20 protein-coding genes are annotated in these 23,669 nt (G+C 72.4%); 9 read left to right on the top strand and 11 right to left on the bottom strand.

What is annotated here, in order from left to right; genetic code table 11:
• Positions 1-37: 37 nt before the first annotated feature.
• From AB0M43_RS25550 to AB0M43_RS25535, 4 genes are all read right to left on the bottom strand, one after another.
• Complete coding sequence (locus AB0M43_RS25550) at positions 38-2,722, bottom strand: hypothetical protein (RefSeq protein ID WP_363728287.1); 2,685 nt, start codon at positions 2,720-2,722, stop codon at positions 38-40.
• 36 nt (positions 2,723-2,758) lie between these two features.
• Complete coding sequence (locus tag AB0M43_RS25545) at positions 2,759-2,938, bottom strand: DUF6104 family protein (RefSeq protein ID WP_197007437.1); 180 nt, start codon at positions 2,936-2,938, stop codon at positions 2,759-2,761.
• A 64-nt stretch (positions 2,939-3,002) separates the two neighbouring features.
• The gene (locus tag AB0M43_RS25540; RefSeq protein ID WP_363728564.1) at positions 3,003-6,644 is read right to left on the bottom strand and encodes a multifunctional oxoglutarate decarboxylase/oxoglutarate dehydrogenase thiamine pyrophosphate-binding subunit/dihydrolipoyllysine-residue succinyltransferase subunit; all 3,642 of its coding nucleotides are present in this window, start codon (positions 6,642-6,644) and stop codon (positions 3,003-3,005) included.
• A 93-nt stretch (positions 6,645-6,737) separates the two neighbouring features.
• Positions 6,738-7,403, bottom strand: a complete 666-nt coding sequence (locus tag AB0M43_RS25535) for a hypothetical protein (RefSeq protein WP_363728286.1) — start codon at positions 7,401-7,403, stop codon at positions 6,738-6,740.
• 74 nt (positions 7,404-7,477) lie between these two features.
• On the opposite strand from AB0M43_RS25535, the gene AB0M43_RS25530 reads away from it, so the two are divergent.
• The 4 genes from AB0M43_RS25530 to AB0M43_RS25515 are packed head-to-tail and all read left to right on the top strand — an operon-like array spanning position 7,478 to position 12,247.
• Complete coding sequence (locus tag AB0M43_RS25530) at positions 7,478-8,212, top strand: GNAT family N-acyltransferase (protein WP_363728285.1); 735 nt, start codon at positions 7,478-7,480, stop codon at positions 8,210-8,212.
• Entirely contained in the window at positions 8,209-8,988 is a 780-nt protein-coding gene (locus AB0M43_RS25525) for a lysophospholipid acyltransferase family protein (protein WP_363728284.1), read from the top strand. The genes AB0M43_RS25530 and AB0M43_RS25525 overlap by 4 nt, the downstream gene beginning before the upstream one ends.
• A 5-nt stretch (positions 8,989-8,993) precedes the next feature.
• Positions 8,994-11,048 (top strand): phosphate acetyltransferase, encoded by a 2,055-nt coding sequence (gene pta / locus AB0M43_RS25520; protein WP_363728283.1) that lies wholly within the window; start codon positions 8,994-8,996, stop codon positions 11,046-11,048.
• On the top strand, positions 11,045-12,247 hold the full coding sequence (locus AB0M43_RS25515; RefSeq protein ID WP_363728282.1) for an acetate kinase: 1,203 nt from the start codon (positions 11,045-11,047) through the stop codon (positions 12,245-12,247). The genes pta and AB0M43_RS25515 overlap by 4 nt, the downstream gene beginning before the upstream one ends.
• An 80-nt stretch (positions 12,248-12,327) precedes the next feature.
• Here the strand turns inward: AB0M43_RS25515 and AB0M43_RS25510 are convergent, their stop codons facing one another.
• Entirely contained in the window at positions 12,328-13,278 is a 951-nt protein-coding gene (locus AB0M43_RS25510) for a zinc-binding dehydrogenase (RefSeq protein ID WP_363728281.1), read from the bottom strand.
• A 98-nt stretch (positions 13,279-13,376) separates the two neighbouring features.
• Between AB0M43_RS25510 and AB0M43_RS25505 the strand changes: the two genes are divergently transcribed.
• Positions 13,377-13,847, top strand: coding sequence for a flavin reductase family protein (locus AB0M43_RS25505; protein WP_363728280.1), 471 nt, complete (start codon positions 13,377-13,379; stop codon positions 13,845-13,847).
• A 266-nt stretch (positions 13,848-14,113) separates the two neighbouring features.
• Here AB0M43_RS25505 and AB0M43_RS25500 read toward each other — a convergent pair whose 3' ends face one another.
• On the bottom strand, positions 14,114-15,235 hold the full coding sequence (locus AB0M43_RS25500; RefSeq protein ID WP_363728279.1) for an NADP-dependent malic enzyme: 1,122 nt from the start codon (positions 15,233-15,235) through the stop codon (positions 14,114-14,116).
• A 7-nt stretch (positions 15,236-15,242) separates the two neighbouring features.
• Complete coding sequence (locus tag AB0M43_RS25495; protein WP_363728278.1) at positions 15,243-15,557, bottom strand: S24/S26 family peptidase; 315 nt, start codon at positions 15,555-15,557, stop codon at positions 15,243-15,245.
• A gap of 325 nt (positions 15,558-15,882) precedes the next feature.
• Between AB0M43_RS25495 and AB0M43_RS25490 the strand changes: the two genes are divergently transcribed.
• On the top strand, positions 15,883-16,278 hold the full coding sequence (locus tag AB0M43_RS25490; protein ID WP_363728277.1) for an anti-sigma regulatory factor: 396 nt from the start codon (positions 15,883-15,885) through the stop codon (positions 16,276-16,278).
• A complete protein-coding gene (locus AB0M43_RS25485; RefSeq protein WP_363728276.1) occupies positions 16,275-17,081 on the top strand; it encodes a sigma-70 family RNA polymerase sigma factor in 807 nt (268 codons plus the stop codon). The genes AB0M43_RS25490 and AB0M43_RS25485 overlap by 4 nt, the downstream gene beginning before the upstream one ends.
• A gap of 16 nt (positions 17,082-17,097) precedes the next feature.
• On the opposite strand, the gene AB0M43_RS25480 is transcribed toward AB0M43_RS25485, so the two are convergent.
• Positions 17,098-17,508, bottom strand: a complete 411-nt coding sequence (locus AB0M43_RS25480; protein ID WP_363728275.1) for a hypothetical protein — start codon at positions 17,506-17,508, stop codon at positions 17,098-17,100.
• 34 nt (positions 17,509-17,542) lie between these two features.
• On the opposite strand from AB0M43_RS25480, the gene AB0M43_RS25475 reads away from it, so the two are divergent.
• Both AB0M43_RS25475 and AB0M43_RS25470 read left to right on the top strand, forming a co-directional pair.
• A complete protein-coding gene (locus tag AB0M43_RS25475) occupies positions 17,543-18,460 on the top strand; it encodes a diacylglycerol kinase family protein (RefSeq protein WP_363728274.1) in 918 nt (305 codons plus the stop codon).
• 444 nt (positions 18,461-18,904) lie between these two features.
• A complete protein-coding gene (locus AB0M43_RS25470) occupies positions 18,905-19,159 on the top strand; it encodes a WhiB family transcriptional regulator (RefSeq protein ID WP_197007424.1) in 255 nt (84 codons plus the stop codon).
• Between the two features lie 352 nt (positions 19,160-19,511).
• On the opposite strand, the gene AB0M43_RS25465 is transcribed toward AB0M43_RS25470, so the two are convergent.
• From AB0M43_RS25465 to AB0M43_RS25455, 3 genes are all read right to left on the bottom strand, one after another.
• Positions 19,512-20,888, bottom strand: a complete 1,377-nt coding sequence (locus AB0M43_RS25465) for a CbiX/SirB N-terminal domain-containing protein (protein WP_363728273.1) — start codon at positions 20,886-20,888, stop codon at positions 19,512-19,514.
• 137 nt (positions 20,889-21,025) lie between these two features.
• Complete coding sequence (locus tag AB0M43_RS25460; RefSeq protein ID WP_363728272.1) at positions 21,026-21,715, bottom strand: phosphoadenylyl-sulfate reductase; 690 nt, start codon at positions 21,713-21,715, stop codon at positions 21,026-21,028.
• The gene (locus AB0M43_RS25455; RefSeq protein WP_363728271.1) at positions 21,712-23,388 is read right to left on the bottom strand and encodes a nitrite/sulfite reductase; all 1,677 of its coding nucleotides are present in this window, start codon (positions 23,386-23,388) and stop codon (positions 21,712-21,714) included. Before AB0M43_RS25455 ends, AB0M43_RS25460 begins: the two co-directional genes overlap by 4 nt.
• Positions 23,389-23,669 lie beyond the last annotated feature (281 nt).

Genomic DNA, 23,669 nt, shown 5'->3' with positions numbered 1-23,669 from the left:
CCGTGGCCCGGGCTCACCCGGGCCCGGGTGAGCCCGGCTACCGCCCGTAGGGCCGCCCCTGCCCCGGATCACGCCCGGGGGCCGGTGCCGGCCCGGGCGCGGCCGGCCCGGACGTCACGTTCCAGCCCTCGACCCGGACCGTCACCGCCCCGGCCGCCCGGTGCGTCGCCCGCAGGGTCACCGACTCCCCCGGCCACAGGCACACCAGATTGTCCGACCACCGGACCGGCAGCACCGGCCGGCCGTCCGCCCCGAGCACCCGGGCGCCGACCTGCAACGCCGGCACCTGCGAGGTGTTGCTCAGGGTCACCGTCGTCACGGTGTCGCCGTTCGACCGGACCTCCGACGAGTACGCGGCCGCCACCTCCGCGCGGGCCATCCCGGCCAGGCCGGTCAGGTCGGCGTAGGAGGACGTCGGGGTGGTGATGTAGCTGGTCGCCGGGTAGTCGAGGACGTCGGGGGCGGCGGAGAGCCAGTACACGTTGCGGCTGCGTTCTCTGCCCTTCGCGTCGGTGGCGACCAGCCTGAGCAGATAGGTGGGCGCGTCGGGGACCGCGACCGTGCCGAGCCGGGTCACACCGACCGTGCCGCCCCGGTTGCCGCCCTCGGCGGTGACATCGGTGTACTCCTCGCCGTCGAGGCGGCGGCCGTCCAGCCCGAACAGCTCGGCGCGCACGGTCAGCCCGGACAGGTCCCGGCCCCGGCGGACGAGCACCACGGACCGGTCGTCGTAGGAGTACTGCACGTGCAGCGGCTCGTGCGCCCGCTTCGCCGCGTGGTAGCCGGCCGTCGGGTCCAGCGAGCTGTCGAACAGCTGCCAGTGCATCGAGGGCCAGGCGGCGGTCAGGTTCCAGTAGATCTGCCCCGTCGCGGGGCGCTCGGCGTCGGCGGAGTTGCGCGCGTACGCCTCGAACTGCGCCCGGACGGCCTCGAACTGGGCCAGGTGCGCCTTGCCGACGTAGTCCTCCAGCCCGGTCGGCGGCCCGTACCGCCCCGCGAGCGCCGCGTGGAAGATCCGCAGGTCGGCGAACCCCTGGGTGCCGGCCCGGTACACGGGCGCGTCCGGTTCGCGCCACAGCCGGTCCAGCTCCTCACGAGTCGACATCGCGCGCAGGGTGTCCATACTGGGCAGTGCCGCCCCCGCGCTGGTCTCCGCGTTGAAGCCCCACGCGCCGCCGTCCCGCTTGGCGTACCAGTAGCCGGGCGGCACCCAGTCGTACGGCCCGGTCATCCGCAGCCCCGGCGGCCCCGTCCCCGGGCTCTCGGCCCCGGACGCCGAGGACAGCACCGGGGTCGGCCAGTCGGCGGCGCCCAGCGCGGCCAGGTACTCCCCCGCGATCCGCTCCGGCGGGGCCTCGTCGCTGCCGATCAGGAACGACAGCACGCTCGGGTGGTTGCGCAGCCGGGCGGCGACCCCGGCCATCGAGGCGCGCGCCACCGCGTGGTCCTCCGCCGTCCAGCTCTCCGGGTCCTCCCACCTGCCGCAGCACTCCCAGCCGGGGAGCAGCAGCAGGCCGAGCCGGTCGGCCTCCTCGTACAGGTCGTCGTTGCCGAGCCGGCCCTCCAGGCGGAGCGTGTTGAGCCCCAGGTCCAGGGCCGCCGCCAGCCGGGGGGCGAGCCCGGCCGGGTCGTCGCGGAGGAACAGGTCCGGCGACCAGCCCGCGCCCCGGATCACCAGCGGCCGGCCGTTGATCGCGTAGTGCCGGATGTCGTCGTCGTCGACCCTCGTGGTGACGCCCCGGACCCCGAACCGGTCGCGGGCCCCGTCGGAGTACCGGCCGGCCACCGTCGCGTCGACCAGCAGCTCGTACCGGTGCTGCTCCCCCATCCCCGCCGGCCACCACACCCGGGGCTGGACCACGGTGGCCCGCTCGAACGTCACCGTCCGGGTCTCGCGCGGAGCCAGGGCCACGGTGGCGTTCAGCGGGACCGGGCCCGCGTACCCGGTGAGGGCCGCCAGTACCGGCCGGTCGGAGTTGTTGCGGGCCTCGACCTTCGCGGTGAGGTCAGCGTGGTCCCGGCCGGGCAGCTCCAGCCGGGTGAGCACCCGCGCGCCGCGCAGCGCCACCGGGCCCGACTGCCGGATGGTCACGTCCCCGACCAGGCCCATGTTCCGGTCGGGCGGGGCCGGGTTCCAGTCGATCCAGCCGGTGGTCAGGTCGCGCGCCGGGTCGTTGGGGTGCACCAGGAACGCCAGGGTGTTCACCCCCGGCCGGACCAGGGCGGACAGGTCGAACTCGTAGGTCGGGTACATGCCGACGACGGTGTCCGCGCCGGCCACCCGGGTGCCGTTCACCCACACCTCGGCCCGGGACAGCACCCCGCTGAACTCCAGGGCCGTGTGCTCCCCGGCGTCCGGGGCGACCGGGAAGTCCGCGCGGAACCACCACGGCACGGCGAACGCGGCCGGGTCCACGGCGGCCATGGCGGTGGAGTGGAACGGGTCGGGGTACGCGCCGGTGCCCAGCAGCCCGCCGAACACGGTCGAGCGGGCGGGCACCGGGGCCCAGCCGGCGGTGTCGAAGCCGGTCCGCGACACCTCGGATCCGCCGACGGGGACCAGGGCGGAGGACCTGATCTGGTACCCGGTGAGCACGCCCGTCCGGGCCGGGCCGCCGACGGCCAGGTGTTCGGGCCCGGGGGCGCGGCGCGCGACGGGTTCCGCCCGGGCGACGGTCAGCACCCCGGCGAGGACGAGCAGGACGAGCAGTGTGCGGCGCATCAACCAGATCAAACCGCACAAAGCACGCGAAAGCTACTACTCCTCGAAGTCGTCGTCCAGCCGGGCGAGCCAGGTCGCCAGCCGCTCGACGGGGATCTCGAAGTCCGGGTTGATGTCCACGAACTCCTTCATCCGCTCGGCGAGCCAGTCGAGCGTGACGGTCTCCTCGCCGCGCCGCTCGGCGAGCTCCTCGATACCCCGGTCCGTGAAATACATGACGCCCCCTGGAAACAGTGCCGGGGAAGCCGCCGCGACGACTTCCCCGGAACAGACGTGGAACCTAGCTGGCGAAGGCCTCGTTGATCAGCGCCGCCTGCTCGACCTCGTGGACCTTGCCGGAGCCCGTGGACGGGGCGGCGGCCGACGGCCGGGAGACCCGGCGCGGGTTGATGCCCACCTCGCCGAACAGGTTCAGCGCCACGAACGAGTAGGCGCCCTGGTTGGCCGGCTCCTCCTGGACCCAGGAGACCGCCGCGCCCGGGTGCGGGGCCAGCGCGGCCCGCAGCTCGTCGACCGGCAGCGGGTAGATCTCCTCGACCCGGACGATCGCCGTGTCGGTGATCCCCCGGTCGGTCCGGGCCTGGAGCAGGTCGTAGTAGACCTTGCCCGAGCACAGCAGCACCTTGGCGGCACCGGTCACCGTCGGGTCCCCGATCACCGGCTGGAACGTGCCGGTGGTGAAGTCCTCGATCTGCGACACGGCCAGCTTGTGCCGGAGCAGGGACTTCGGCGTGAACACGACCAGCGGCTTCTTCTTCGGCGACAACGCCTGGCGGCGCAGCAGGTGGAAGTAGTTCGCCGGGGTGGTGCAGTTGGCGATCCGCATGTTGTCCTCGGCGCACAGCTGCAGGTACCGCTCCGGGCGGCCCGAGGTGTGGTCCGGGCCCGCGCCCTCGTGGCCGTGCGGCAGGAGCAGGGTCACGCTCGCGCGCTGGCCCCACTTCGCCTCGCCCGAGGACAGGTACTCGTCGACGATCGACTGCGCGCCGTTGACGAAGTCGCCGAACTGGGCCTCCCAGAGGACCAGGGCCTCGGGGCGCTCGACCGAGTAGCCGTACTCGAAGCCCATCGCCGCGTACTCACTGAGCAGCGAGTCGTACGCGAAGAACGAGGCCTGGTTCTCGGCCAGGTGCTGCAACGGCAGGTAGTCGGAGCCGTCGACCGCGTCCACGATCGCCGCGTGCCGGTGCACGAACGTGCCACGCCGGGAGTCCTGGCCCGCGAGCCGGACCGGCACGCCCTGCATCAGCAGCGAACCGAAGGCCACGATCTCGCCCATGCCCCAGTCGATGTCGCCCTCGACGGACATCTTCGCGCGCTTCTCCAGGAGCTGCGTGATCCGCTTGTGCGGGGTGAAGCCCGCCGGCACCGCCGCGTGTACCTCGCCGACCCGGCGCAGGACGGATGCGTCGACCCGGGTCTCCACGACCGGCTCGGCCTCGGTGACGTGCGCGCGCAGGCTGGCCGGCTTCGCGCTGGCCGTGGCCTCCTTGGTCGCCCGGAACACCGTCTCCAGCATGCCGCCGAAGTCGCGGAGCGCCTCCTCGGCGTCCTCGACCGTGATGTCGCCCCGGCCGATCAGCGCCTCGGTGTACAGCTTGCGGACGGAACGCTTGGTGTCGATGATCTGGTACATCTGCGGGTTGGTCATCGAGGGGTCGTCGCCCTCGTTGTGACCGCGCCGGCGGTAGCAGATCAGGTCGATCACGACGTCCTTGTTGAACGCCTGGCGGTAGTCGAACGCGAGCTTCGCGACCCGGACCACGGCCTCGGGGTCGTCGCCGTTCACGTGGAAGATCGGCGCCTGGATCATGCGGGCGACGTCCGTGCAGTACAGCGACGAGCGGCTGTACTCCGGGGCGGTCGTGAAGCCCACCTGGTTGTTGACGACGATGTGCACCGTGCCGCCGGTGCGGTAGCCGCGCAGCTGGGACAGGTTCAGGGTCTCGGCGACCACGCCCTGTCCGGCGAACGCCGCGTCGCCGTGGATCAGGACCGGCAGCACCGTGTAGCCCTCGAGCTTGAGGTCGATCTTGTCCTGCTTGGCGCGGACGATGCCCTCCAGGACCGGGTTCACCGTCTCCAGGTGCGACGGGTTGGCCACCACGGAGACCGTGGTCGCGTGCTGCCCGTCCGGGGTGGTGAACTTGCCGGTCATGCCCAGGTGGTACTTGACGTCCCCGGAGCCCTGCACGGTCTTCGGGTCGATGAAACCCTCGAACTCGGAGAAGATCTTCTCGTAGGGCTTGCCGACGATGTTCGCCAGCACGTTCAGCCGGCCGCGGTGCGCCATGCCGATGACGACCTCGTCCATGCCGGCCGTCGCGGAGTCCGCGAGCACCTCGTCGAGCAGCGGGATCAGGCTCTCGCCGCCCTCGAGGGAGAACCGCTTCTGCCCGACGTACTTCGTCGCGAGGAACGTCTCGAACGACTCGGCCGCGTTCAGCCGGTTGAGGATGTGCTTCTGCGCCTCGACCGGGGGCTTCTCGTACTTCTTCTCGACCCGCTCCGCGATCCAGTTGCGCTCCTCGGGAGCCTGGATGTGGAAGTACTCGATGCCGATCCGGCGGCAGTAGGAGTCGCGCAGCACGCCCAGGACGTCGCGCAGCTTCATCTTCTGCTGGCCGTTGAAGCCGCCGACCGGGAACACCCGGTCCAGGTCCCACAGGGTCAGCCCGTGCTCGAGGATGTCGAGGTCGGGGTGCCGGCGGATCTCGTATTCCAAGGGGTCGGTGTCCGCCATCAGGTGGCCGCGGACCCGGTACTCCCGGATCAGCTCGATCACCCGGGACGCCTTGTCGATCTGGCCCTCGGAGGTGCGCGGCACGTCCTTGACCCAGCGGACCGGCTCGTACGGGATCCGCAGCGACGTGAAGATCTCGTCGTAGAAGCCGGACTCGCCGAGCAGCAGCTCGTGGATGCGCTTGAGGAACTCGCCCGACTGCGCGCCCTGGATGATCCGGTGGTCGTAGGTGCTGGTCAGCGTGATGATCTTGCTGACGGCCATGTCGGCGAGCTGCTCGTCGCTCATGCCCTGGAACGGCGACGGGTACTCCATCGCGCCGACCCCGATGATCGTGCCCTGGCCGGCCATCAGCCTCGGCATCGAGTGCACGGTGCCGATCCCGCCCGGGTTGGTCAGGGAGATCGTGGTGCCGACGAAGTCGTCCATCGTCAGCTCGTTGCGCCGCGCCCGCCGCACGATGTCCTCGTACGCCTGCCAGAAGCCCCGGAAGTCGTACTGCTCGGAGCCCTTGATGCTGGCCACCACGAGGGTGCGCGAGCCGTCCGGCTTCTTCAGGTCGATCGCGAGCCCGAAGTTCACGTGCTCGGGGGTGACGACCGCCGGCTTGCCGTCGACCTCGGTGAACGAGTTGTTCATCTCGGGGAAGTCGGCCAGGGCGCGCACGATCGCGTACCCGATCAGGTGGGTGAAGCTGACCTTCCCACCCCGCGCGCGGCTCAGGTGGTTGTTGATGACCACCCGGTTGTCGGCCAGCAGCTTGGCCGGCACGGCCCGCACGCTGGTGGCGACGGGGACGGTCAGCGACGCGTCCATGTTCTGCACCAGCTTGGCGCCGACGCCCTTGATCACCGTGGTGCCGGGCGGCACGGCCTTCTTGACCGCCGGGGCCTTGGCCGCCGGGGCCGGGGCGGGCTTGACCGGCGTCGCCGGGGCCGCGGCAGCCGTCTCCACGGGCGGCGGGGCCGTCACCGGGGGTGTCACCGGCACGGGGGCCGGTGCGACGGGAGCCGGGGCGGCCGGGGCGGCCTCAGGCTTGTAGTCAGCGAAGAAGTTATGCCAGGCGGGGTCCACACTCGCTGGATCGGACAGGTACTTCTGGTACATGTCCTCGACGATCCACTCATTGGGGCCGAAGCCCGCGAGGGGGTTGTCCTGAGCATTCTGCTGGGTCGACACGGCCGCGATCGCCTCTTTCAGCGCGGTTTGTGGAGCTCTAAGCACGTCCGACGATCCAGGCTACGCGCCCGAAAGCGGATTTGGGTAACCGGGTCAGGCCAGCGCGATCCACGTGGCGCGGGCCACAGCCAACAGCTGGCCGGACGGGCCGTAGAGGCTCGTCACAGGGTGCGATTTGCGCCCTTCGGAACCGCGCAGCTCACCCACGATGACGCATTCGCTACCCGGCGCGGGCAGTTCGTCGATCCGGACCGCGAACCGGCCCAGGACCGACGGGCGCTCCTCCAGCTGGATCGTCCAGCCGCCGGGACAGTCCAGCGCGGCCCACACTGTGGCTGAACTCACATCCTCGGGGACGAGCCAGTCGGCGGCCGTCCGGCCCGGCGCGATCCGGCCCGGGTAGATGCGCAGGCCGTCCTTGTTGTCCGGGCCGCACACGTAGCAGGACGGGAAGGGGTGGTGGGTGTGTCCGGGGTAGACGCCGCGCTCGGCGGTCCACGCGGCGGGCTCGACGTCGAGGTGGTCCAGCAGGACGGCGTGCGCCACCACGATGTCGTCCCCCGGACCGGGCCGCAGGACCGTCGCGGAACCCTCTTCGGCCTCGACGGGCAACTCCACACCCAGCGGCGGCGGGCGGCGCAGGGTCACCTCGACCGCGTCGCCGGGCCGGGCCCCCGGCACCGAGCCCGCGAGCAGCCCCGCCGTGTACCCGCCGTTGCCCGAACCGGGCGGACCACAGAAACGTCCATCAATAAGCACAGGTCGAGGATAATTCACCTGCGCGAAATTCCGTTGTCGATGGCCGTAGGCCTGCGGCCCTCAACCTCAGACCCATGGCATCCCGAGTGCTCGTACCGGCGGCCCCCGCGATCGACGAGGCCGCGCGCTATTCCGTGGTGATGACGGATGACTCCGTCGAGGTGCGAGCCGCCCAGCGGCTGCGGCACGAGGTATTCGCCGGCGAGCTCGGCGCGAAGCTGTCCGGGGACTCCCACGACGAGGACGAGTTCGACGCGTACTGCGACCACCTGATCGTCTACCAGGACGGCACGGGCATGCCGGTGGGCACGTACCGCCTGCTGCCGCCCGGCCGGATGGACCGGCTCTACTCGGACACCGAGTTCGCGCTCGGCAACCTGCGCGACCTGCGGCCCAGCCTGGTCGAGGCCGGCCGGTCGTGCGTGCACCCCGACCACCGGGGCGGGGCGGTCGTGAACCTGCTGTGGGCGGGGCTCGCGCGGTACATGCACCTCACCGGGCACCGCTGGCTCGCCGGCTGCGCCTCCGTGCCGGCCGCCGACGCCGCCGCCGTGTGGTCCAAGGTCCAGGGCAAGCACCTCGCGCCGCCGGCCCTGCGGGTCACCCCGCACCGCCCGTTCGACGTGTCCGGCCCCGTCGGCGGCCGGGTGGCGATCCCGCCGCTGCTGCGCGGCTACCTGCGGCTCGGCGCGTGGGTCGGCGGACCGCCGGCCGACGACCCGGACTTCGGCTGCGCCGACCTGTTCACCCTGCTGCCGCTCGACCGGGTCGACCAGCGGTACATGCGCCACTTCCTGGGCGAGACATGATCGACCATGACCACCCACCGGCCCTGGGCTGGCTGCCGCTCTCGCCGTGCGAGGTCGAATGCCTGCCCGCGCACGACGGGCCCCGGGCCGGGTGGGCACGCCAGCTGGTCCGGTGGCTCGGGGTGTTCGCCCTGCTCCTGGCCGCCCCGTTCCACCCGCCGGCCCTGCGCCGGGTGCCCCGGATCATCGGGGTCCGGGTGGACGCCCGGGGCGTCCTGGGGTCCGGCGAGCTGATCGTCCCCAACCACGTGTCGTGGCTCGACGTGCTCGTCCTGCTCAGCCACACCGGGGCGGCCCCGCTGTCCAAGCACGAGGTGGACGGCTGGCCGCTGCTGGGCCGGGTCGCGCGGTCGTTCGGCACGGTGTTCGTGGACCGGACCCGGCCGCGCGCGCTCCCCGACACCGTGGCGACCCTCACCTGGGTCCTGCGGGCCGGCCGCAGCGTGCTCGTCTTCCCCGAGGGCACCACGTGGTGCGGGGCCCGGGTGGGGCCGTTCCGGCGGGCCGCGTTCCAGGCCGCGATCGACTCCGGGGCCCGGATCCGGCCGGTCAGCCTGCGGTACAGCACCCGGTCGGCGTCGTTCATCGGCGAGGACACCCTGTGGGCCTCGCTGCGCCGGGTGATCGCGCTGCGGGAGCTGACGATCGAGGTGACCGCCCTGCCGGCCATCGAGCCCGACCGTTCCCGCCGCCGGTTGGCCCTGGCCGCCGAGAACGCGGTCCGGTGTGACCTGGGACAAGAACGGGAGCCCGAGCGCGTGGGGGCGCTAGCGTAGTGCCCGTGACCACCTGCGTGTACGTGGCCGGCATGAGCTCCGGCGGCGGCAAGTCCACCGTCGCCCTCGGCGTGGCCGAACTCCTCGTCGCCCGGCTCGGCCGGGTCGCCGCGTTCCGGCCACTCGTGCGGGGCGCGGCGCCGGGCGGGGCCGGGGACGGCATCCTCGACCTGCTCGCCGGGCACTACGGGCTCGCGGTCGGCCACGGCGCGACGTACGCGGAGGCCAGCGACCTGGTCGGCCAGGGCCGGACCGAGGAGCTGGTCAGCCGGATCGTCGGCGCGTACAACGAGCTGGCCCGGTCCGTGGACGCCGTGGTGGTGGTCGGCAGCGACTTCGGCTACCAGGACGACCACACGGAACTGCCCGCCGAGGTGGCGTTCAACGTCCGGCTGGCCGCCGAGTTCGACGCGGTGCTGCTGCCGGTCGTGGACGGCCGGGGCCGCTCCGCGGAGGCCACCGCCGCCGCCACCCGGGCCGCGTTCCACACCATGGAGCAGCTCGGGGCGCAGGTGCTCGCGGTCGTGGTCAACCGGGCCGTCGAGCCGTCGTCGGTGACCCTGCCCGTCCCGGTGTACGCGATCCCCGACGAGCCGACCGTCGCCGCGCCCACCGTCGCCGAGGTGGTCACCGCGCTCGGGGGCCGGCGGTTGGCGGGCAGCGACGCGGCGTACCAGCGCAACGTCCTGGATTTTCTGCTCGGGGCCGCGCACGTGCCCACCGCGCTGTCGCACCTGTCCGACGGCGCGCTCCTGGTCACGCCCGCCGACCGGGCCGACCTGATCGTGGCCGCGCACGCCGCGCACGCCGCCGGGCTGTGCACCCCCGCCGGCCTGGTGCTCACCCTCGGCGAGAAGCCCGACCGGCGGATCGCGGAGCTGCTGTCCCGGCTCGGCGACCTGGCCATCGTGGGTGTGAGGTCCGACAGCTTCGACACCGTGGCCGCGCTGGCGGGGCTGGAGGGCCGGCCGACCGCCGACAACCCGCGCAAGGTGCAGGCCGCGCTGGGCGCGTTCGCCGCCGGGGTGGACACGACGGAGCTGGCCGACCGGATCGCCGCCCCGCACACCACCCGGGTGACCCCCCTGATGTTCGAGTACCGGCTGATCGAGCGCGCCCGGGCCGCGAAGCGCCGGGTGGTGCTGCCCGAGGGCACCGAGGACCGGATCCTGCGGGCCGCCGACGCGGTGCTCCGCCGGGGCGTGGCCGACCTGGTGCTGCTGGGCCCCGTCGCCGACATCGAGCGCAGGGCCCGCGACCTGGGGCTGGACGTGTCCGGTGCGACCGTGCTCGACCCGGTGACCGACCCGCTGCGCGACGAGTTCGCGCACACCTACGACGAGCTGCGCAAACACAAGGGCTCCACCCTCGACGCCGCCTACGACCGGGTCACCGACGTCAACTACTTCGGCACCCTGCTCGTGCACAGCGGCCGGGTCGACGCCATGGTGTCCGGGGCCGCGCACACCACCGCCGACACGATCCGCCCCGCCTTCGAGATCATCCGGACGGTACCGGGGGTGTCGGTCGCCTCCAGCGTGTTCTTCATGTGCCTGGCCGACCGGGTCCTCGTGTACGGCGACTGCGCCGTCAACCCCGACCCGACCGCCGAACAGCTCGCCGACATCGCGCTGTCCTCGGCGGACACGGCGGCCCGGTTCGGCGTCGAGCCCCGGGTCGCGATGCTGTCCTACTCGACCGGGGCCTCGGGTGCCGGCGCGGACGTCGAGAAGGTCGCCCGGGCCACCGCCCTGGTGCGCGAACGGCGGCCGGACCTGGCGGTGGAGGGTCCGATCCAGTACGACGCGGCCATCGATCCCGGGGTCGCCGCCGCGAAACTGCCGGGCAGCGCGGTCGCCGGGCACGCCACGGTGCTGATCTTCCCGGACCTGAACACGGGGAACAACACGTACAAGGCGGTGCAGCGGTCGGCGGGGGCGGTCGCGGTCGGGCCGGTGATCCAGGGGCTGCGGGCGCCGGTGAACGACCTGTCGCGGGGGGCCACGGTGCAGGACATCGTCAACACGATCGCGATCACGGCGATCCAGGCGCAGTCGTGAGCGGGGACCCGCGACCGGGTGCGGCCTCGCGGCCCGGGGCGGCGACACGGCCCGGGGCGGCCTCCGAGCCCGGGGCTGCCACACGGCCCGGGACGGCCCCGGAGCCTGGCGCGGCCCCCGGCGACCGCGTCCTCGTCCTCAACGTCGGCTCCTCCAGCGTCAAGTACCGCGTCCTCGACGGCGACACCCGGATCACCGAGGGCCTCGTCGAACGCGTCACCGACCCCGCCGCCGCGATCACCGCCCTCGCCGACCTGTTCGCCGACCCGGCCCTGACAGCGATCGGCCACCGGGTCGTGCACGGCGGCACCCGGTTCTCCGAGCCGACCCTGATCGACGCGGCCGTCGAGGCCGCGATCCGGGACCTGATCCCGCTGGCCCCGCTGCACAACCCGGCGAACCTGGCCGGCATCGAGGTCGCCCGCGCCCTGCGCCCCGACCTGCCCCAGGTCGCCGTGTTCGACACCGCGTTCCACAGCACCATCCCGGAGGCGGCGGCCACGTACGCGATCGACGCGGCGGTCGCGGCGGAGCACGGCATCCGGCGGTACGGCTTCCACGGCACCTCGCACCGCTTCGTCTCCCGGCGCACGGCCGCGCTGCTGGGTTGGCCGGCCTCGGAGCTGAACACGATCGTGCTGCACCTGGGCAACGGGGCCAGCGCCACGGCCGTCCGGGGCGGGATCAGCGTGGACACGTCGATGGGACTGTCCCCGTTGGAGGGTCTGGTGATGGGTACCCGGCCGGGCGACCTGGACCCGGCGGTCCCCGGACACCTGCACCGGGCGGGCTGGTCCCCGGCGGACGTGGACGACCTGCTCAGCCGCCGCTCGGGGCTGCTCGGCCTGTCCGGGATCTCCGACATGCGCGACCTGCTGGCGAGTACCGCCCCGGAGGCCGCCCTGGCCTTCGACGTGTACTGCCACCGGATCCGCAAGTACGTCGGCGCCTACCACGCGGTGCTCGGCCGGCTCGACGCGATCGCGTTCACGGCCGGGGTGGGCGAGAACTCCCCCGTGGTCCGGGCGGGCGTCCTCGCCGGGCTCGAACCGCTCGGCATCCAGGTCGACCCGCGCCGCAACGAGGCGGGCGAGGCGGTCATCTCCCCGCCGGGGGCCCGGATCGCGGTGTGCGTGGTGCCGACCGACGAGGAGCTGGAGATCGCGACCCAGACCCGGTCGGTGCTCGGCCGGCGGTAGACCGGCTAGCGGTCAGCGCACGGGAAGCGCCATGCACGCGGGAAGGCCCGGCACGCGGGCAAGGGCCGACCGCCCGGCGGTCAGTGCTCCAGCACCAGTTTCCCGAACACGTCCCCCGACGCCAGCACCTCGAACGCGCCCCGGACGTCGGCGAACGGCCGTACCGAATCGATCACGGGTTGGATCCGGGTCGTGGCCACCAGATCGAGGAGCGCCGCCAGCTCGTCGCGGGTGCCCATGGTCGACCCGAGGATCTCCTGCTGGAGGAAGAAGACCCGGCGCAGGTCCACGGTGGCCAGGTGCCCGCTGGTCGAGCCGGACACCACGATCCGGCCGCCCGGCAGGGTGCACTTGATCGAGTGGTCGAGGGTGGCCTTGCCGACGGTCTCGATCACCACGTCGACCCGCTCGGGCAGCCGCGCCCCGGAGTCGAACGCCACGGCCCCCAGGGCCTCGATCTGGGCGCGTTTCTCGGCGGACCGGCTCGTGGCGTACACCCGGGCCCCCAGGGCCCTGGCGAGCACCACGGCGGCCGTGGCGACCCCGCCGCCGGCCCCCTGCACGAGGACGCTGCCGCCCTTGGGCAACCGGCCCCGGGTGGTGAGCATCCGGTACGCCGTCAGCCACGCCGTCGGCAGGCACGCCGCGTCGGTGAAGCTGATCGAGTCCGGCAGGTCGATCACGTTGCGCGCCGGCACCCGCACCGTGTCGGCCAGGGTGCCGGGCCACTTCTCGCTGAGCAGGGTGCGGCGCGGGTCGAGGGTCTCGTCCTCCCCCTCGCCGATCACGGCGTGCACGAGGACCCGGCGGCCGTCGTACACCCCGGCGGCGTCGCAGCCGAGCACCATCGGCAGGGCCTCGGCGCCGAGACCGACCCCGCGCAGGGACCACAGGTCGTGGTGGTTGAGCGCGCTGGCCCTCACCTCGACGGTCACCCAGTCGGCGGGCGTCTCCGGTTCCGCCAGGTCGCCGACCTCCAGGGCCGACAGCGGGTCCTCGGGGCTGATCCTGGCGGCGTAGGCGGCGAACATGCCGCGAACCTATCAGCGCCGCAGGCCCCGGACCGTGAGCGACGTCACCCTGACGGTCGAGCCGCCCGAAGTGCGGACAGAGCCGGCACAATGGTCCGATGCCCGCGATCACCGCCGCCGAGTACCGCCGCGTCCTCGGCCACTTCCCCACCGGCGTCGTCGTGGTCACGACCCTCGGCCCCGAGGGTCCGGCGGGGCTGAGCATCAACTCGTTCACCTCGGTGTCGCTCGACCCGCCGCTGATCGGGTTCTTCCCCGCGCACACCTCCGGCTCGTGGCCGACGATCCGCCGGCACGGCGCGTTCTGCGCCAACATCCTCGCCGCCGGCCAGGAGGACGTGGCCCGGCTGTTCGCCAGGCCCGGCGCGGACCGGTTCGCGGGCCTGGAGTGGCGGCCGGCCCCGCATTCGGGCGCGCCGGTCCTCGACGGGGTCACGGCGTGGCTGGACTGCGTGATCGAGGCGGTCATCCCGACCGGGGACCACGACTTCGTCCTCGGCCGGGTGCACGCCCTCGACGCGGCCACCACCGAGCCCCTGATCTACCACCGGGGCGGCTACACCCTTTAGAACCCTTTCGATGGGTACGCCGGGGAAGCGGCCCACTTCCGGGCGCCCGGTGGACCGGAACGCCTACCGGGGCCGGGACGGTTCCCCGGGCGGCACGGCTGCCGGGCGGCGGTCCTGGTGATGGATGCGAGACGCGCGCAGGACCCGTGCGCACAGCCCCGGCGGACCGGCCCCGGTGGGTACGCGGAAGGCGGCGCCCCTCCCGGAACGCCGCCCCCTGGCCGCCCGCGCGGCCCGGTACCCCCCGGAACGCGCAGCGTGGTTGTTCAGATCTTGGACGCCGCCGCGACCGCCGCCGCCACGGCCGGCCCCACCCTCGGGTCCAGCGCGCTCGGGATGATCTGGTCCGGGCGCAGGTCGTCGGCGACGAGCCCCGCGATGGCGTCGGCCGCCGCGAGCTTCATCGCCTCGGTGACCCGGGTGGCCCGGGCGTCCAGCGCGCCCCGGAACACCCCGGGGAAGGCCAGCACGTTGTTGATCTGGTTCGGGAAGTCGCTGCGCCCGGTGGCGACGACCTTCGCGTACCGTGCGGCCAGCTCCGGGTGCACCTCCGGGTTCGGGTTGGCCAGGGCGAAGATGGCGCCGCCCGGGGTCATCCGCTCCAGCGCCTCGGCCGGGATCTGCCCGCCGGACACGCCGACGAGCACGTCCGCCCCGTGCAGGGCGTCGCCGATCCCGCCCCGGATCCCGGTGACGTTGGTGCGGGAGGCCAGCTCGGCCTTGACCCCGCCCCGGCCCGCGTCGATGACGCCCCGCGAGTCGACCACGATGACGTCGCCGACCCCGGCCGCGAGCAGCATGTTCGTGACGGCCACACCGGCCGCCCCGGCACCGGAGACGACCACCCGGGTGTCGGCCAGCGACCGGCCGAGCAGCGTCGACGCGCTGCGCAGGGCCGCCGTGACGACGATGGCGGTGCCGTGCTGGTCGTCGTGGAAGACGGGGATGTCGAGGAGGTCGTCGAGGCGGCGCTCGATGTCGAAGCAGCGCGGGGCGGAGATGTCCTCCAGGTTGATGCCGCCGAAGGACGGGGCGAGCGCCCGGACGATCTCCACGATCGCGTCGGGGTCCTTGGTGTCCAGGCAGATCGGCACGGCGTCGACGTTGCCGAACTTCTTGAACAGGGCCGCCTTGCCCTCCATGACGGGCATCGCGGCGCGCGGGCCGATGTCGCCGAGCCCGAGTACGGCGGTGCCGTCGGTGACCACGGCGACGGTGTTGCCCACCCAGGTGTACTCCCGGGTCAGGCTCGGATCGGCCGCGATGGCCTCACACACCCGGGCTACCCCCGGGGTGTACGCCAGGGAGAGGTCCTCCCTGCTGTCCAGTCCCACCGTGGGAGTGACGGCGATCTTGCCGCCGCGGTGCAGTTCAAAGACGGGGTCCACGGATCTCCTAGCTCAGAATGGCGGGTGGGCCGTGCAGTGGGCCCGGACGTGGGCTGGCCCGGAAGAGGATCCGACCGAGGATCTCCGCCGCGCCGAGGGTGTGGGAGTCGTCCCCGCCGAACGGGTTGTCGCTGGTCAGCCACCAACCGTCGGGAACCTGCCGGGCGACCCGCCGCACCACGATCGTGTCGGGACGGGCTCTGAACCGGGCCACGACCAGGTCACCGGGGCGGATGGCCCGGCCACCGCGTCGCGCGATGAGCCTGTCTCCGTCGCGCAGGGTCGGCGTCATTGACGGCCCCTCGACGAGGACAGTGAACACCTCATCACCTTACGCCTTCCGGCCCGAGTTCCAAGCATCCCGCGTGAGCGATTGGCCATAGAACAGGAGTCAGCAATTTAGGAGAATCACTGTGATCATCTGTTTTCGTACGGGCACCGGCGGTGACGCGCTCCGCATACTGTGGACTTTTCGCCATTCAGCCGCCATCCGGGCTTTCACCTGGGCTCTTGCGATCAAGGCTCCTTGCCGGAAGGATGACTCCTCGAAAGAGCAAACCGGGGTAACCCGGACCTGGCCATTACCGATGGCCGCGCCGCCCGTTTGGCTAGACGTGACCACGACAGCAGCAGGGGGTCGATAGACCATGACCGCCCAGACGATGACCGATGACATCGTGGAGCTGACCGTTCCGGCGGACGGCGCCTACCTCTCCGTTCTTCGCACCGCCACGGCGGGCCTCGCGGCCCGGTTGCACTTCACCCTCGACGAGATCGAGGACCTCCGGATCGCCGTCGACGAGGCGTGCGCACTCCTGCTCCCGGCGATCGGGAACCCGCAGGACACCGAGCTGACGTGCCGGTTCGACGTCGGGCCAGACAGCCTGGCCGTGGCGATCAGCGCCCCGGCCACCGGCGCCCTGCCGGACACCCAGACGTTCGCCTGGCGGGTTCTCGCCGCACTGGTCGCCGACGTCGCCGCCGAGCTGCAGTCCGGCGTGGCGACGATCCGGATGACCAAGCGTCGGGCGAGCGCCGGATGACGACAGCCACGCTGACGACCATGATCCCGCGACCCAGTCGCTCGGTCGAGCCCCTCAGCTATTTTCCGTCGATTTATCTTGATAAAGCACCCGAACCCGAGACCCGGGAACTGCTCGCCCGACTCGCCGCCGCCGAGCAGTACTCGCGGCCGTGGCGGGCCCTGCGCACCCAGCTGGTCCGTCGGCACCTTCCCCTGGTCAAGGGGCTGGCGCGCCGGTTCAAGGGCCGGGGCGAGGACTTCGACGACCTGATCCAGGTCGCGATGGTCGGACTGCTCAAGGCCATGGACCGCTACGACCCGGACCGGGGCGCGGAGTTCACCACGTTCGCGACGCCCACCATGACCGGGGAACTCCAGCGGCACCTGCGGGACAAGAGCAACACGCTGCGCCTGCCCCGCCGGCTCCAGGAACTGCGGTCGGCCGCGAGCCGGGCCTCCGCCGAACTGCACCAGCGGCTCGGCCGGGCCCCGACCCTGGTCGAGCTGGCCGGCATCCTGGGCTCCTCGGCCGCCGCGGTGTCCGAGGCCCTGGAGAGCGAACGGCTCTGCGTGGTGCCGCTGGACAACGCCGACCGGGCCGCCCCGGACCAGGCGCTGGACTCCGTGGAGTTCCGCGCGGCGCTCCGTCCGCTGCTCAGCCAGCTCCCCGAACGGGAGAAGCGGATGGTGGCCCTGCGGTTCTTCGAGTACCGGACCCAGGCCGAGATCGCCGCCGAGTTGGGTATCTCACAGGTCCAGGTGTCCCGCCTGCTGACCCGGACCCTGGCCGGGCTCCGGGTGGCACTGACCGAGACGCGCTGACCCGACCCGCGCCGGCTCAGGGACTCTGACGGGACACGTCGAGGCCCAGGGCCGCGCGGGTGCGCGGGTGCAGCGTGAGGAACACCCCGAGGGCGCCGAGCGCGATCACGGGCACGCCCAGCAGCGGCTGCCCGCCGGCGACCATGTAGTAGCCGATCGGCAGCAGGAACAGCTCCAGCATCATGGCCGGCCCGCGCGACCAGCTCCGCCGCCGGAACACCGCCCAGCCGACGAAGAGCAGGAGCACCGCGTACGCGGCGGCGTAGACCGTGACGAAGTTCGCGAGTCTCGCGCTGCCCGCGCGACCGGAGAGGTCCGCGTAGAGCAGCCAGCCGGTCAGCCCGACCAGCACCGCGGCCTTTCCCCAGAGGAGGCCGACGAGGGCCTTGAGGGTGATCGGTCGCACTGGGTCCACCGGTTCTGCCACGCCGGACAGCCTACCGGGCGGTACAGTGCCGGCCATGCGGGCGCTCCTCGTGGTCAACCCGAAGGCCACCACCACCAACGAACGCAGCCGGGACGTCCTGGCCCGGGCACTGGCCTCGGAACTGGACCTCACGGTCGAGCACACCGGACATAGAGGACACGCGGCGGAACTGGCGCGAAAAGCCGTGGAAGCGGGCATGGACCTCGTCGTCACCCTCGGCGGGGACGGCACGATCAACGAGGCCGTCAACGGGCTGCTCGCCGACGGCCCGGCCCCGCACACCGCCCTCGCCGTCGTACCCGGCGGCTCGACGAACGTGTTCGCCCGCGCCCTCGGCTTGCCCAACTCCTGGGTCGACGCGGCGGGCGTCATCCTGGAGGCCGTCCGAGAGGGCCGTAGCCGCTCCGTGGGGCTCGGCCGGGCCGACGACCGGTACTTCACCTTCTGCGCCGGCTACGGGATGGACGCGGCCGTCACCCGCCGCGTGGAGCGCTCCCGCCGCCGGGGCCGGACCGCGTCCCCGCTGCTGTACCTCCAGGCCGCGATGACCCAGTACGCGAGTCGGCAGGAACGGCACCCGCACCTGACCCTGAGCCGGCCGGGCGAACCGGACGAGACCGGCCTGTCCATGGCGATCGTGCAGAATACCGCCCCGTGGACGTACATCGGGACGAAACCGGTGCATCCCAACCCGGACGCGTCGTTCGACCTCGGGCTCGACGTGCTCGCCCTGCGGGGGCTGTGGCTGCCGAGCACCATTAGAACAATCACCCAGATGTTGTCAAGCGGGCGGGAACCCCACGGGAAGCGCGTCCTGAGGCTGCACGACTCGGCCGGTTTCACGCTGAGTACACCGAAGGCGATGGCGTTCCAGGTCGACGGCGACTACGTCGGCGAACGGCGCAGTGTCGAGTTCCGCGCCGTTCCCGACGCGTTGCGCGTAGTTTGCTGATCGGCGGTCGTATCGTCTGTTCGTCCGTCTCGTTGTTCCACCAAACGGGTTTTCCCGATCCGGGACATCGTCTGAGTCCACTGGATGCCGCCTCTGCTGGGCGTCTCGTGGGCTATCGCGGAGATGGTGACGCTCGGCTCACGGAAATCGCGGGCACGCGGTCACGACAGGCTCTACCATAACTACATACAGTCGCGATCGCAGGATCGAGAATCCCGATAAAATTCGGACAAACAGTCGGTGACGTTGCTCACCGTGTCGAAGTTTCTTGGGACTCACCTCTTGACATCGCGTGAGTTCGTGAAAGTATTCACAAGCGAACGAAGCAAGACGTGTACCACAGCCCGCTCCCGCGCTTGCGGTGGCCCCCAGCTTCGCTTGAGCGCGGGACACGTAAGACATCCGCAGTCATTGAAGATCCACAATCCAAGGAGAGTTGCCCTCATGGACTGGCGTCACGTTGCCTCCTGCCGCGACGAGGACCCGGAGCTGTTCTTCCCGATCGGGACGTCCGGCCCCGCCCTCCTCCAGATCGAGCAGGCCAAGGCCGTGTGTCGGCGGTGTCCCGCGACCAGCGAGTGCCTGCAGTGGGCCCTCGAGAGTGGTCAGGACGCCGGCGTGTGGGGCGGAATGAGTGAGGAAGAGCGGCGCGCCCTCAAGCGGCGCGGCAGCTTCCGGGTCCAGGCTCGCACCGCCTGATCCACACCGCGCACTGTCGACACGCGCGATCAAGATCTCAGAACCACCAGAATTCCGCGGCAGGACCGGAACCTCATAGTTCCCGTGAACGCCGCAGTGGTCCGGAACTTCTTCTCCGGAGCGCACCACAGAACGTCGCAGCACCTCGCACGCCAGCACCTGTATTGAGTTGTGCGCATCTCGTTTTCGACCGAGGCCCGGGTGACCAACCCGGGCCTCGGTCGTTTTCGCGCGCGCGGGCCCCACTGACCGAGGAGCCGTCGTCAGACCCGGGCGGCCACGGCCGTGGAACCTCCCGGGCCGAACCTGACCCCAATATTCGAACACACATTCGAACGCCGTGCAAGTGTCCTCATGCGACCGCCGACACTGGCAGAGTCGCCGCCGCGTACCGGGCCAGGACGACCGCCACCAGCTCCGGTGCCGCCCCCAGCGGCTCGGCCACGGCGACCGCCCCGGCCCGGAGCGCGCGGTCGCGGGCCCTGTCGTACAGCCGGCCCTGGGCCAGGAAGCACGAGGCGACGCCGACCCGGAGCGCGCCGGCCGCGTACAGCGCCGCGACGGCCTCGTCGGGCCTCGGACCGGGCCCGGAGGCGAAACCGATCCGCGCCGGGACCCCCAGGCGCTCCCCCAGCCCGGCGGCCGCCAGGGCCAGGTCGGCGCGGGCCGCGTCGTCGGACGTGCCGGCGGCGATCACCACGAGCCCGTCACACTGGCCCCCGACCGGCCAGCCGCCGACGCCCACCCCGGGGAGGCCAGTCCTGCCGGCGGCACGGGACTGTGCGGTCGGCTGCCCGGGGACGGTCCGTCGCCGGGAGTCCGCGTCCGCCGGGTCGGGCGACGTGCGGGGTTGGTGGGACGCCGCCGGGCCGCCGGGCGGGACCAGTTGCCACCCCGACTCGGCCGGCCGGGGTCCCGACAGGGCGGGCATCCGGGCGTGCGGCACCGGGAACCACGAGGCGTCCGGTTCCGGATCGTCGAACCGGCCCGGGTCCGCGGATCGGGTCGGCCCGGAGAGGCTGCCCGGCCGGGCGAGTGGAGTCGGCCCGGGCACATGGGCCAGCTCCGCCAGTCCGGGCGGGCAATCCGCGTAGACCGACTGGTCCGGGACATGGAGCTGGTCCGGCCCAGGGAGAACATCCGACTGCGGCGACCGGTCCGGTACCGGGAAGCGGGGGGCTCCGGCGTAGCCGATGACCGGGAACCGGGCCCGGACGGCCGAGCGCAGGCCGCGCAGCAGGGCCGGGTACAGCGCCGGGTCGGTGCCCACGACCGGGGCGCGGTGCACGGGCAGGGGCGGGTCGACGAGGACGGCGGGGACGTCGACGGTGCCGTGGTACGCCGAGGTGAGCAGGAGCGGCACCACCACCGCCGAGCCGGCCCCCGAGGCGGCCAGGTCGGCAAGGACCGCGCCCGGCCGGGGCCAGGCGTGGTCGAGGTAGGCGACCCGGACGTCGAGGCCCGGACGGGCGGCGGACACGGCGAGTGCCAGGTCCTCCGTCGTCATGGCCGCCCGGGGGTCGCGGCTGCCGTGGGCCAACAGGACCAGCGCCGGCCGGGACGCGGAGTGCCCGACACCGTCGAGCGCCGGGAGCGCCGGCCCTTCAGACGCGCGCCGGGACAGGTGCCCGAAGCCGTCCAACGCCGGGCCCTCGGGCGCGTGTCCGGCAGCCTCCGGCGCCTGGCCCTCGGACGCGCGCCGGGGCAGGTGCCCGGCACCTTCCAGCACCTGGTCCTCAGACGCGTGTCCGGCACCTTCCAGCGCCTGGCCCTCGGACGCACGCCGGGACAGGCGCCCGGCACCGTCCGACGCCGGGCCACCGGAGGGCTGCCTACCGGCCCCGTCGAGGGCCGGCGACGGCGACCCTACTGGTGGATGCCGCACTCGGTCTTCTCCTCGAACATCGCCCACCGGCCCGCGCGCGGGTCCTCCCCGGGCGCGACGGCCCGGGTGCACGGCCAGCAGCCGATCGAGGGGAAGCCCTGGTCGATGAGCGCGTTCACGGGTACGTCGTGCAGCGCGATGTAGGCGTCCGCGTCGGCTGCCGTCCACCGGGCCAGCGGCGCGATCTTGACCTTCTCGCGCTCGTAGTCGTAGGCGACGACGGCGGTGTCGGCGCGGGTCGGGCCCTCGTCGCGGCGCAGGCCGGTGGCCCAGGCCACGTACGGGTCGAGGGCCCGGATGAGCGGCTCGACCTTGCGCAGGTGGCAGCACTGGTTCGGGTCGCGGTGGAACAGCCGGGGCCCGTGGTCGCCGTCCTGCTGGCCGACGGTGCGCTGCGGCGGGACGGACTTCACCGTGATCGGCAGGCTCCGGACCGCCCGGTCGCGCACGTCCAGGGTCTCGGCGAAGTGCAGGCCGGTGTCCAGGAAGATCACGTCCACGCCGGGCGCGACCCGGGACACGACGTGTGCCAGGAGCGCGTCGGCGAACGAGCTGGTCACGCAGAACTTCGGGCCGAACTGTTCCACGGCCCAGGTGACGATCTCCTCGGCGGTGGCTTCCTCCAGGTCGTTGCCGGCCTTGTAGGCCAGCTTCTCTAAGGCGGCGGTCATGCCAGTGCCTCCTCTTCGGCGCGGGCCACCCAGGCGGCGAAGGTCTCGCCGTCGGAGCGGGCGTCCAGGTAGCGGCGGGTCAGGCGTTCGACGTAGTCGGGCAGGTCCTCGGCGGTGGACTTCAGCCCGCGCAGTTTGCGGCCCAGGCCGCCGGTCGGGACGGCGTCGGGGTCGTCGGGGTCCTCGGCCCACGCGCCGGCCGAGACGGCCAGCCCGCCGCCGAGGTGCAGCTGGAAGCCCTCCTTGCCGCCGAGCAGGATCCCCTTCAGGCCGATGTCGGCGACCTGGGTCCGGGCGCAGGCGTTCGGGCAGCCGTTGATGTTGATCGAGATGTCAGCGTCGACGTTCCCGAGCCGGGACTCCAGCTCGTTGATCAGCTTCTCGGCGGTGCCCTTGGTCTCGACGATGGCGAGCTTGCAGTACTCGATGCCGGTGCACGCCATCGTCGCGCGCCGCCAGGTGGAGGGCCGGCTGCTCAGGCCCAGCCCGTCGAGCTCGGCCGCGACGGTGTCCACGGCGGCCGGGGGAATGTCCAGAACGAGGAGTTTCTGGTACGCCGTCGTGCGTACTCGTCGGAGGTTGTGCCTTTCGAGCACGTCGGCCAGCGCGTGCAGCTTCTCGCCCGACACCCGGCCGACCACCGGCGCGACGCCCAGGTAGAAGTTGCCGTCGACCTGCGGGGCGGCGCCGATGTGGTCGATCGGGCGCTCCGGGAGCACCGGCGGGGGCCCGTCGGAGAGCTTGCGCTTGAGGTACTCGTTCTCCAGGACGTCGCGGAACTTCGCCACGCCCCAGTCGTTGACCAGGAACTTCAGCCGGGCCTTGGTGCGCAGCCGGCGGTAGCCGTAGTCGCGGAAGATCCCGATCACGCCGGACCAGACCTCGGGGATCTCGTTCAGCGGCACCCAGACACCGAGCCGCTTGGCCAGCATCGGGTTGACCGCCAGGCCGCCGCCGACCCACAGGTCGAAGCCCGGGCCGTGGTCGGGGTGCACGCTGCCGACGAAGGCCACGTCGTTGACCTCGTAGGGCACGTCCGGCAGCCAGGAGATCGAGGACTTGAACTTGCGGGGCAGGTTCGAGAACTCGGGGTTGCCGACGAAGCGCCGTTCGATCTCGCGGATCACGTCGGTCGGGTCGATCACCTCGTCGGCGGAGACCCCGGCCACCGGGCTGCCGACGATGACCCGGGGGACGTCGCCGCACGCCTCCTGGGTGGACAGGCCGACGGCCTCCAGCGCCTTCCAGATCGCCGGGACGTCCTCGATCCGGATCCAGTGCAGCTGGATGTTCTGCCGGTCGGTGAGGTCGGCGGAGCTGCGGGCGTACTTCACGGAGATGTCGGCGATGACGCGCAACTGCTCCAGGGACAGCTGGCCGCCGTCGATCCGGACCCGGAGCATGAAGTACTCGTCCTCGAGCTCGTGCGGCTCCAGGACGGCCGTCTTGCCGCCGTCGATCCCGGGCTTGCGCTGGGTGTAGAGACCCCACCAGCGCAGACGGCCCCGCAGGTCGGAAGGGTCGATCCCGGCGAAACCGGTGTACTGGTACACGTTCTCGACCCGGGCACGGACGTTCAGCCCGTCGTCGTCCTTCTTCATCCGCTCGTTGGGGTTGAGCGGTTCGCGGTATCCGAGGGCCCATTGGCCCTGTCCCTTGGCTCTGGTCGTCATGCTGCGTCTCCTGGATACGGAGAGGCGCACGGTCTGTGCCGAGTTGCGAAGTTGCCGGCGCGAACCGCGCGCCCGGCGAGGAAATTGCGGGCGGCGTCTACAGGGCCGGACAGATGGCGCTGCGCACGCGGCCGTAGTCCACGTGGCGGCGGACCACGAGGCGGCGGCGCAGGGCGGCGTACATGGTGGCCATCGTCGCACGTCGGGCCGTCGCGCACCAGTATGGTCCCGGTCACTGGGCGTGGATGGTCGCCGGCTTCGGCCGCCCTGGCGGGATGGGG

The organism is Longispora sp. NPDC051575 (assembly GCF_040681875.1).
Taxonomy (GTDB): Bacteria; Actinomycetota; Actinomycetes; order Mycobacteriales; family Micromonosporaceae; genus Longispora.
Note: the sequence above shows the minus strand (reverse complement) of the source record. Positions and strands in the feature narration are given on the sequence as shown.

Coding starts and splice junctions, on each gene's coding strand:
- AB0M43_RS25505 (WP_363728280.1), top strand. CDS start 13,377: ATGCCCGCGATCACCGCCGCCGAGTACCGCCGCGTCCTCGGCCACTTC.
- AB0M43_RS25550 (WP_363728287.1), bottom strand. CDS start 2,722: ATGCGCCGCACACTGCTCGTCCTGCTCGTCCTCGCCGGGGTGCTGACC.
- AB0M43_RS25490 (WP_363728277.1), top strand. CDS start 15,883: ATGACCGCCCAGACGATGACCGATGACATCGTGGAGCTGACCGTTCCG.
- AB0M43_RS25475 (WP_363728274.1), top strand. CDS start 17,543: ATGCGGGCGCTCCTCGTGGTCAACCCGAAGGCCACCACCACCAACGAA.
- AB0M43_RS25525 (WP_363728284.1), top strand. CDS start 8,209: ATGATCGACCATGACCACCCACCGGCCCTGGGCTGGCTGCCGCTCTCG.
- AB0M43_RS25545 (WP_197007437.1), bottom strand. CDS start 2,938: ATGTATTTCACGGACCGGGGTATCGAGGAGCTCGCCGAGCGGCGCGGC.
- AB0M43_RS25510 (WP_363728281.1), bottom strand. CDS start 13,278: ATGTTCGCCGCCTACGCCGCCAGGATCAGCCCCGAGGACCCGCTGTCG.
- AB0M43_RS25460 (WP_363728272.1), bottom strand. CDS start 21,715: ATGACCGCCGCCTTAGAGAAGCTGGCCTACAAGGCCGGCAACGACCTG.
- AB0M43_RS25530 (WP_363728285.1), top strand. CDS start 7,478: ATGGCATCCCGAGTGCTCGTACCGGCGGCCCCCGCGATCGACGAGGCC.
- AB0M43_RS25455 (WP_363728271.1), bottom strand. CDS start 23,388: ATGACGACCAGAGCCAAGGGACAGGGCCAATGGGCCCTCGGATACCGC.
- AB0M43_RS25470 (WP_197007424.1), top strand. CDS start 18,905: ATGGACTGGCGTCACGTTGCCTCCTGCCGCGACGAGGACCCGGAGCTG.
- AB0M43_RS25485 (WP_363728276.1), top strand. CDS start 16,275: ATGACGACAGCCACGCTGACGACCATGATCCCGCGACCCAGTCGCTCG.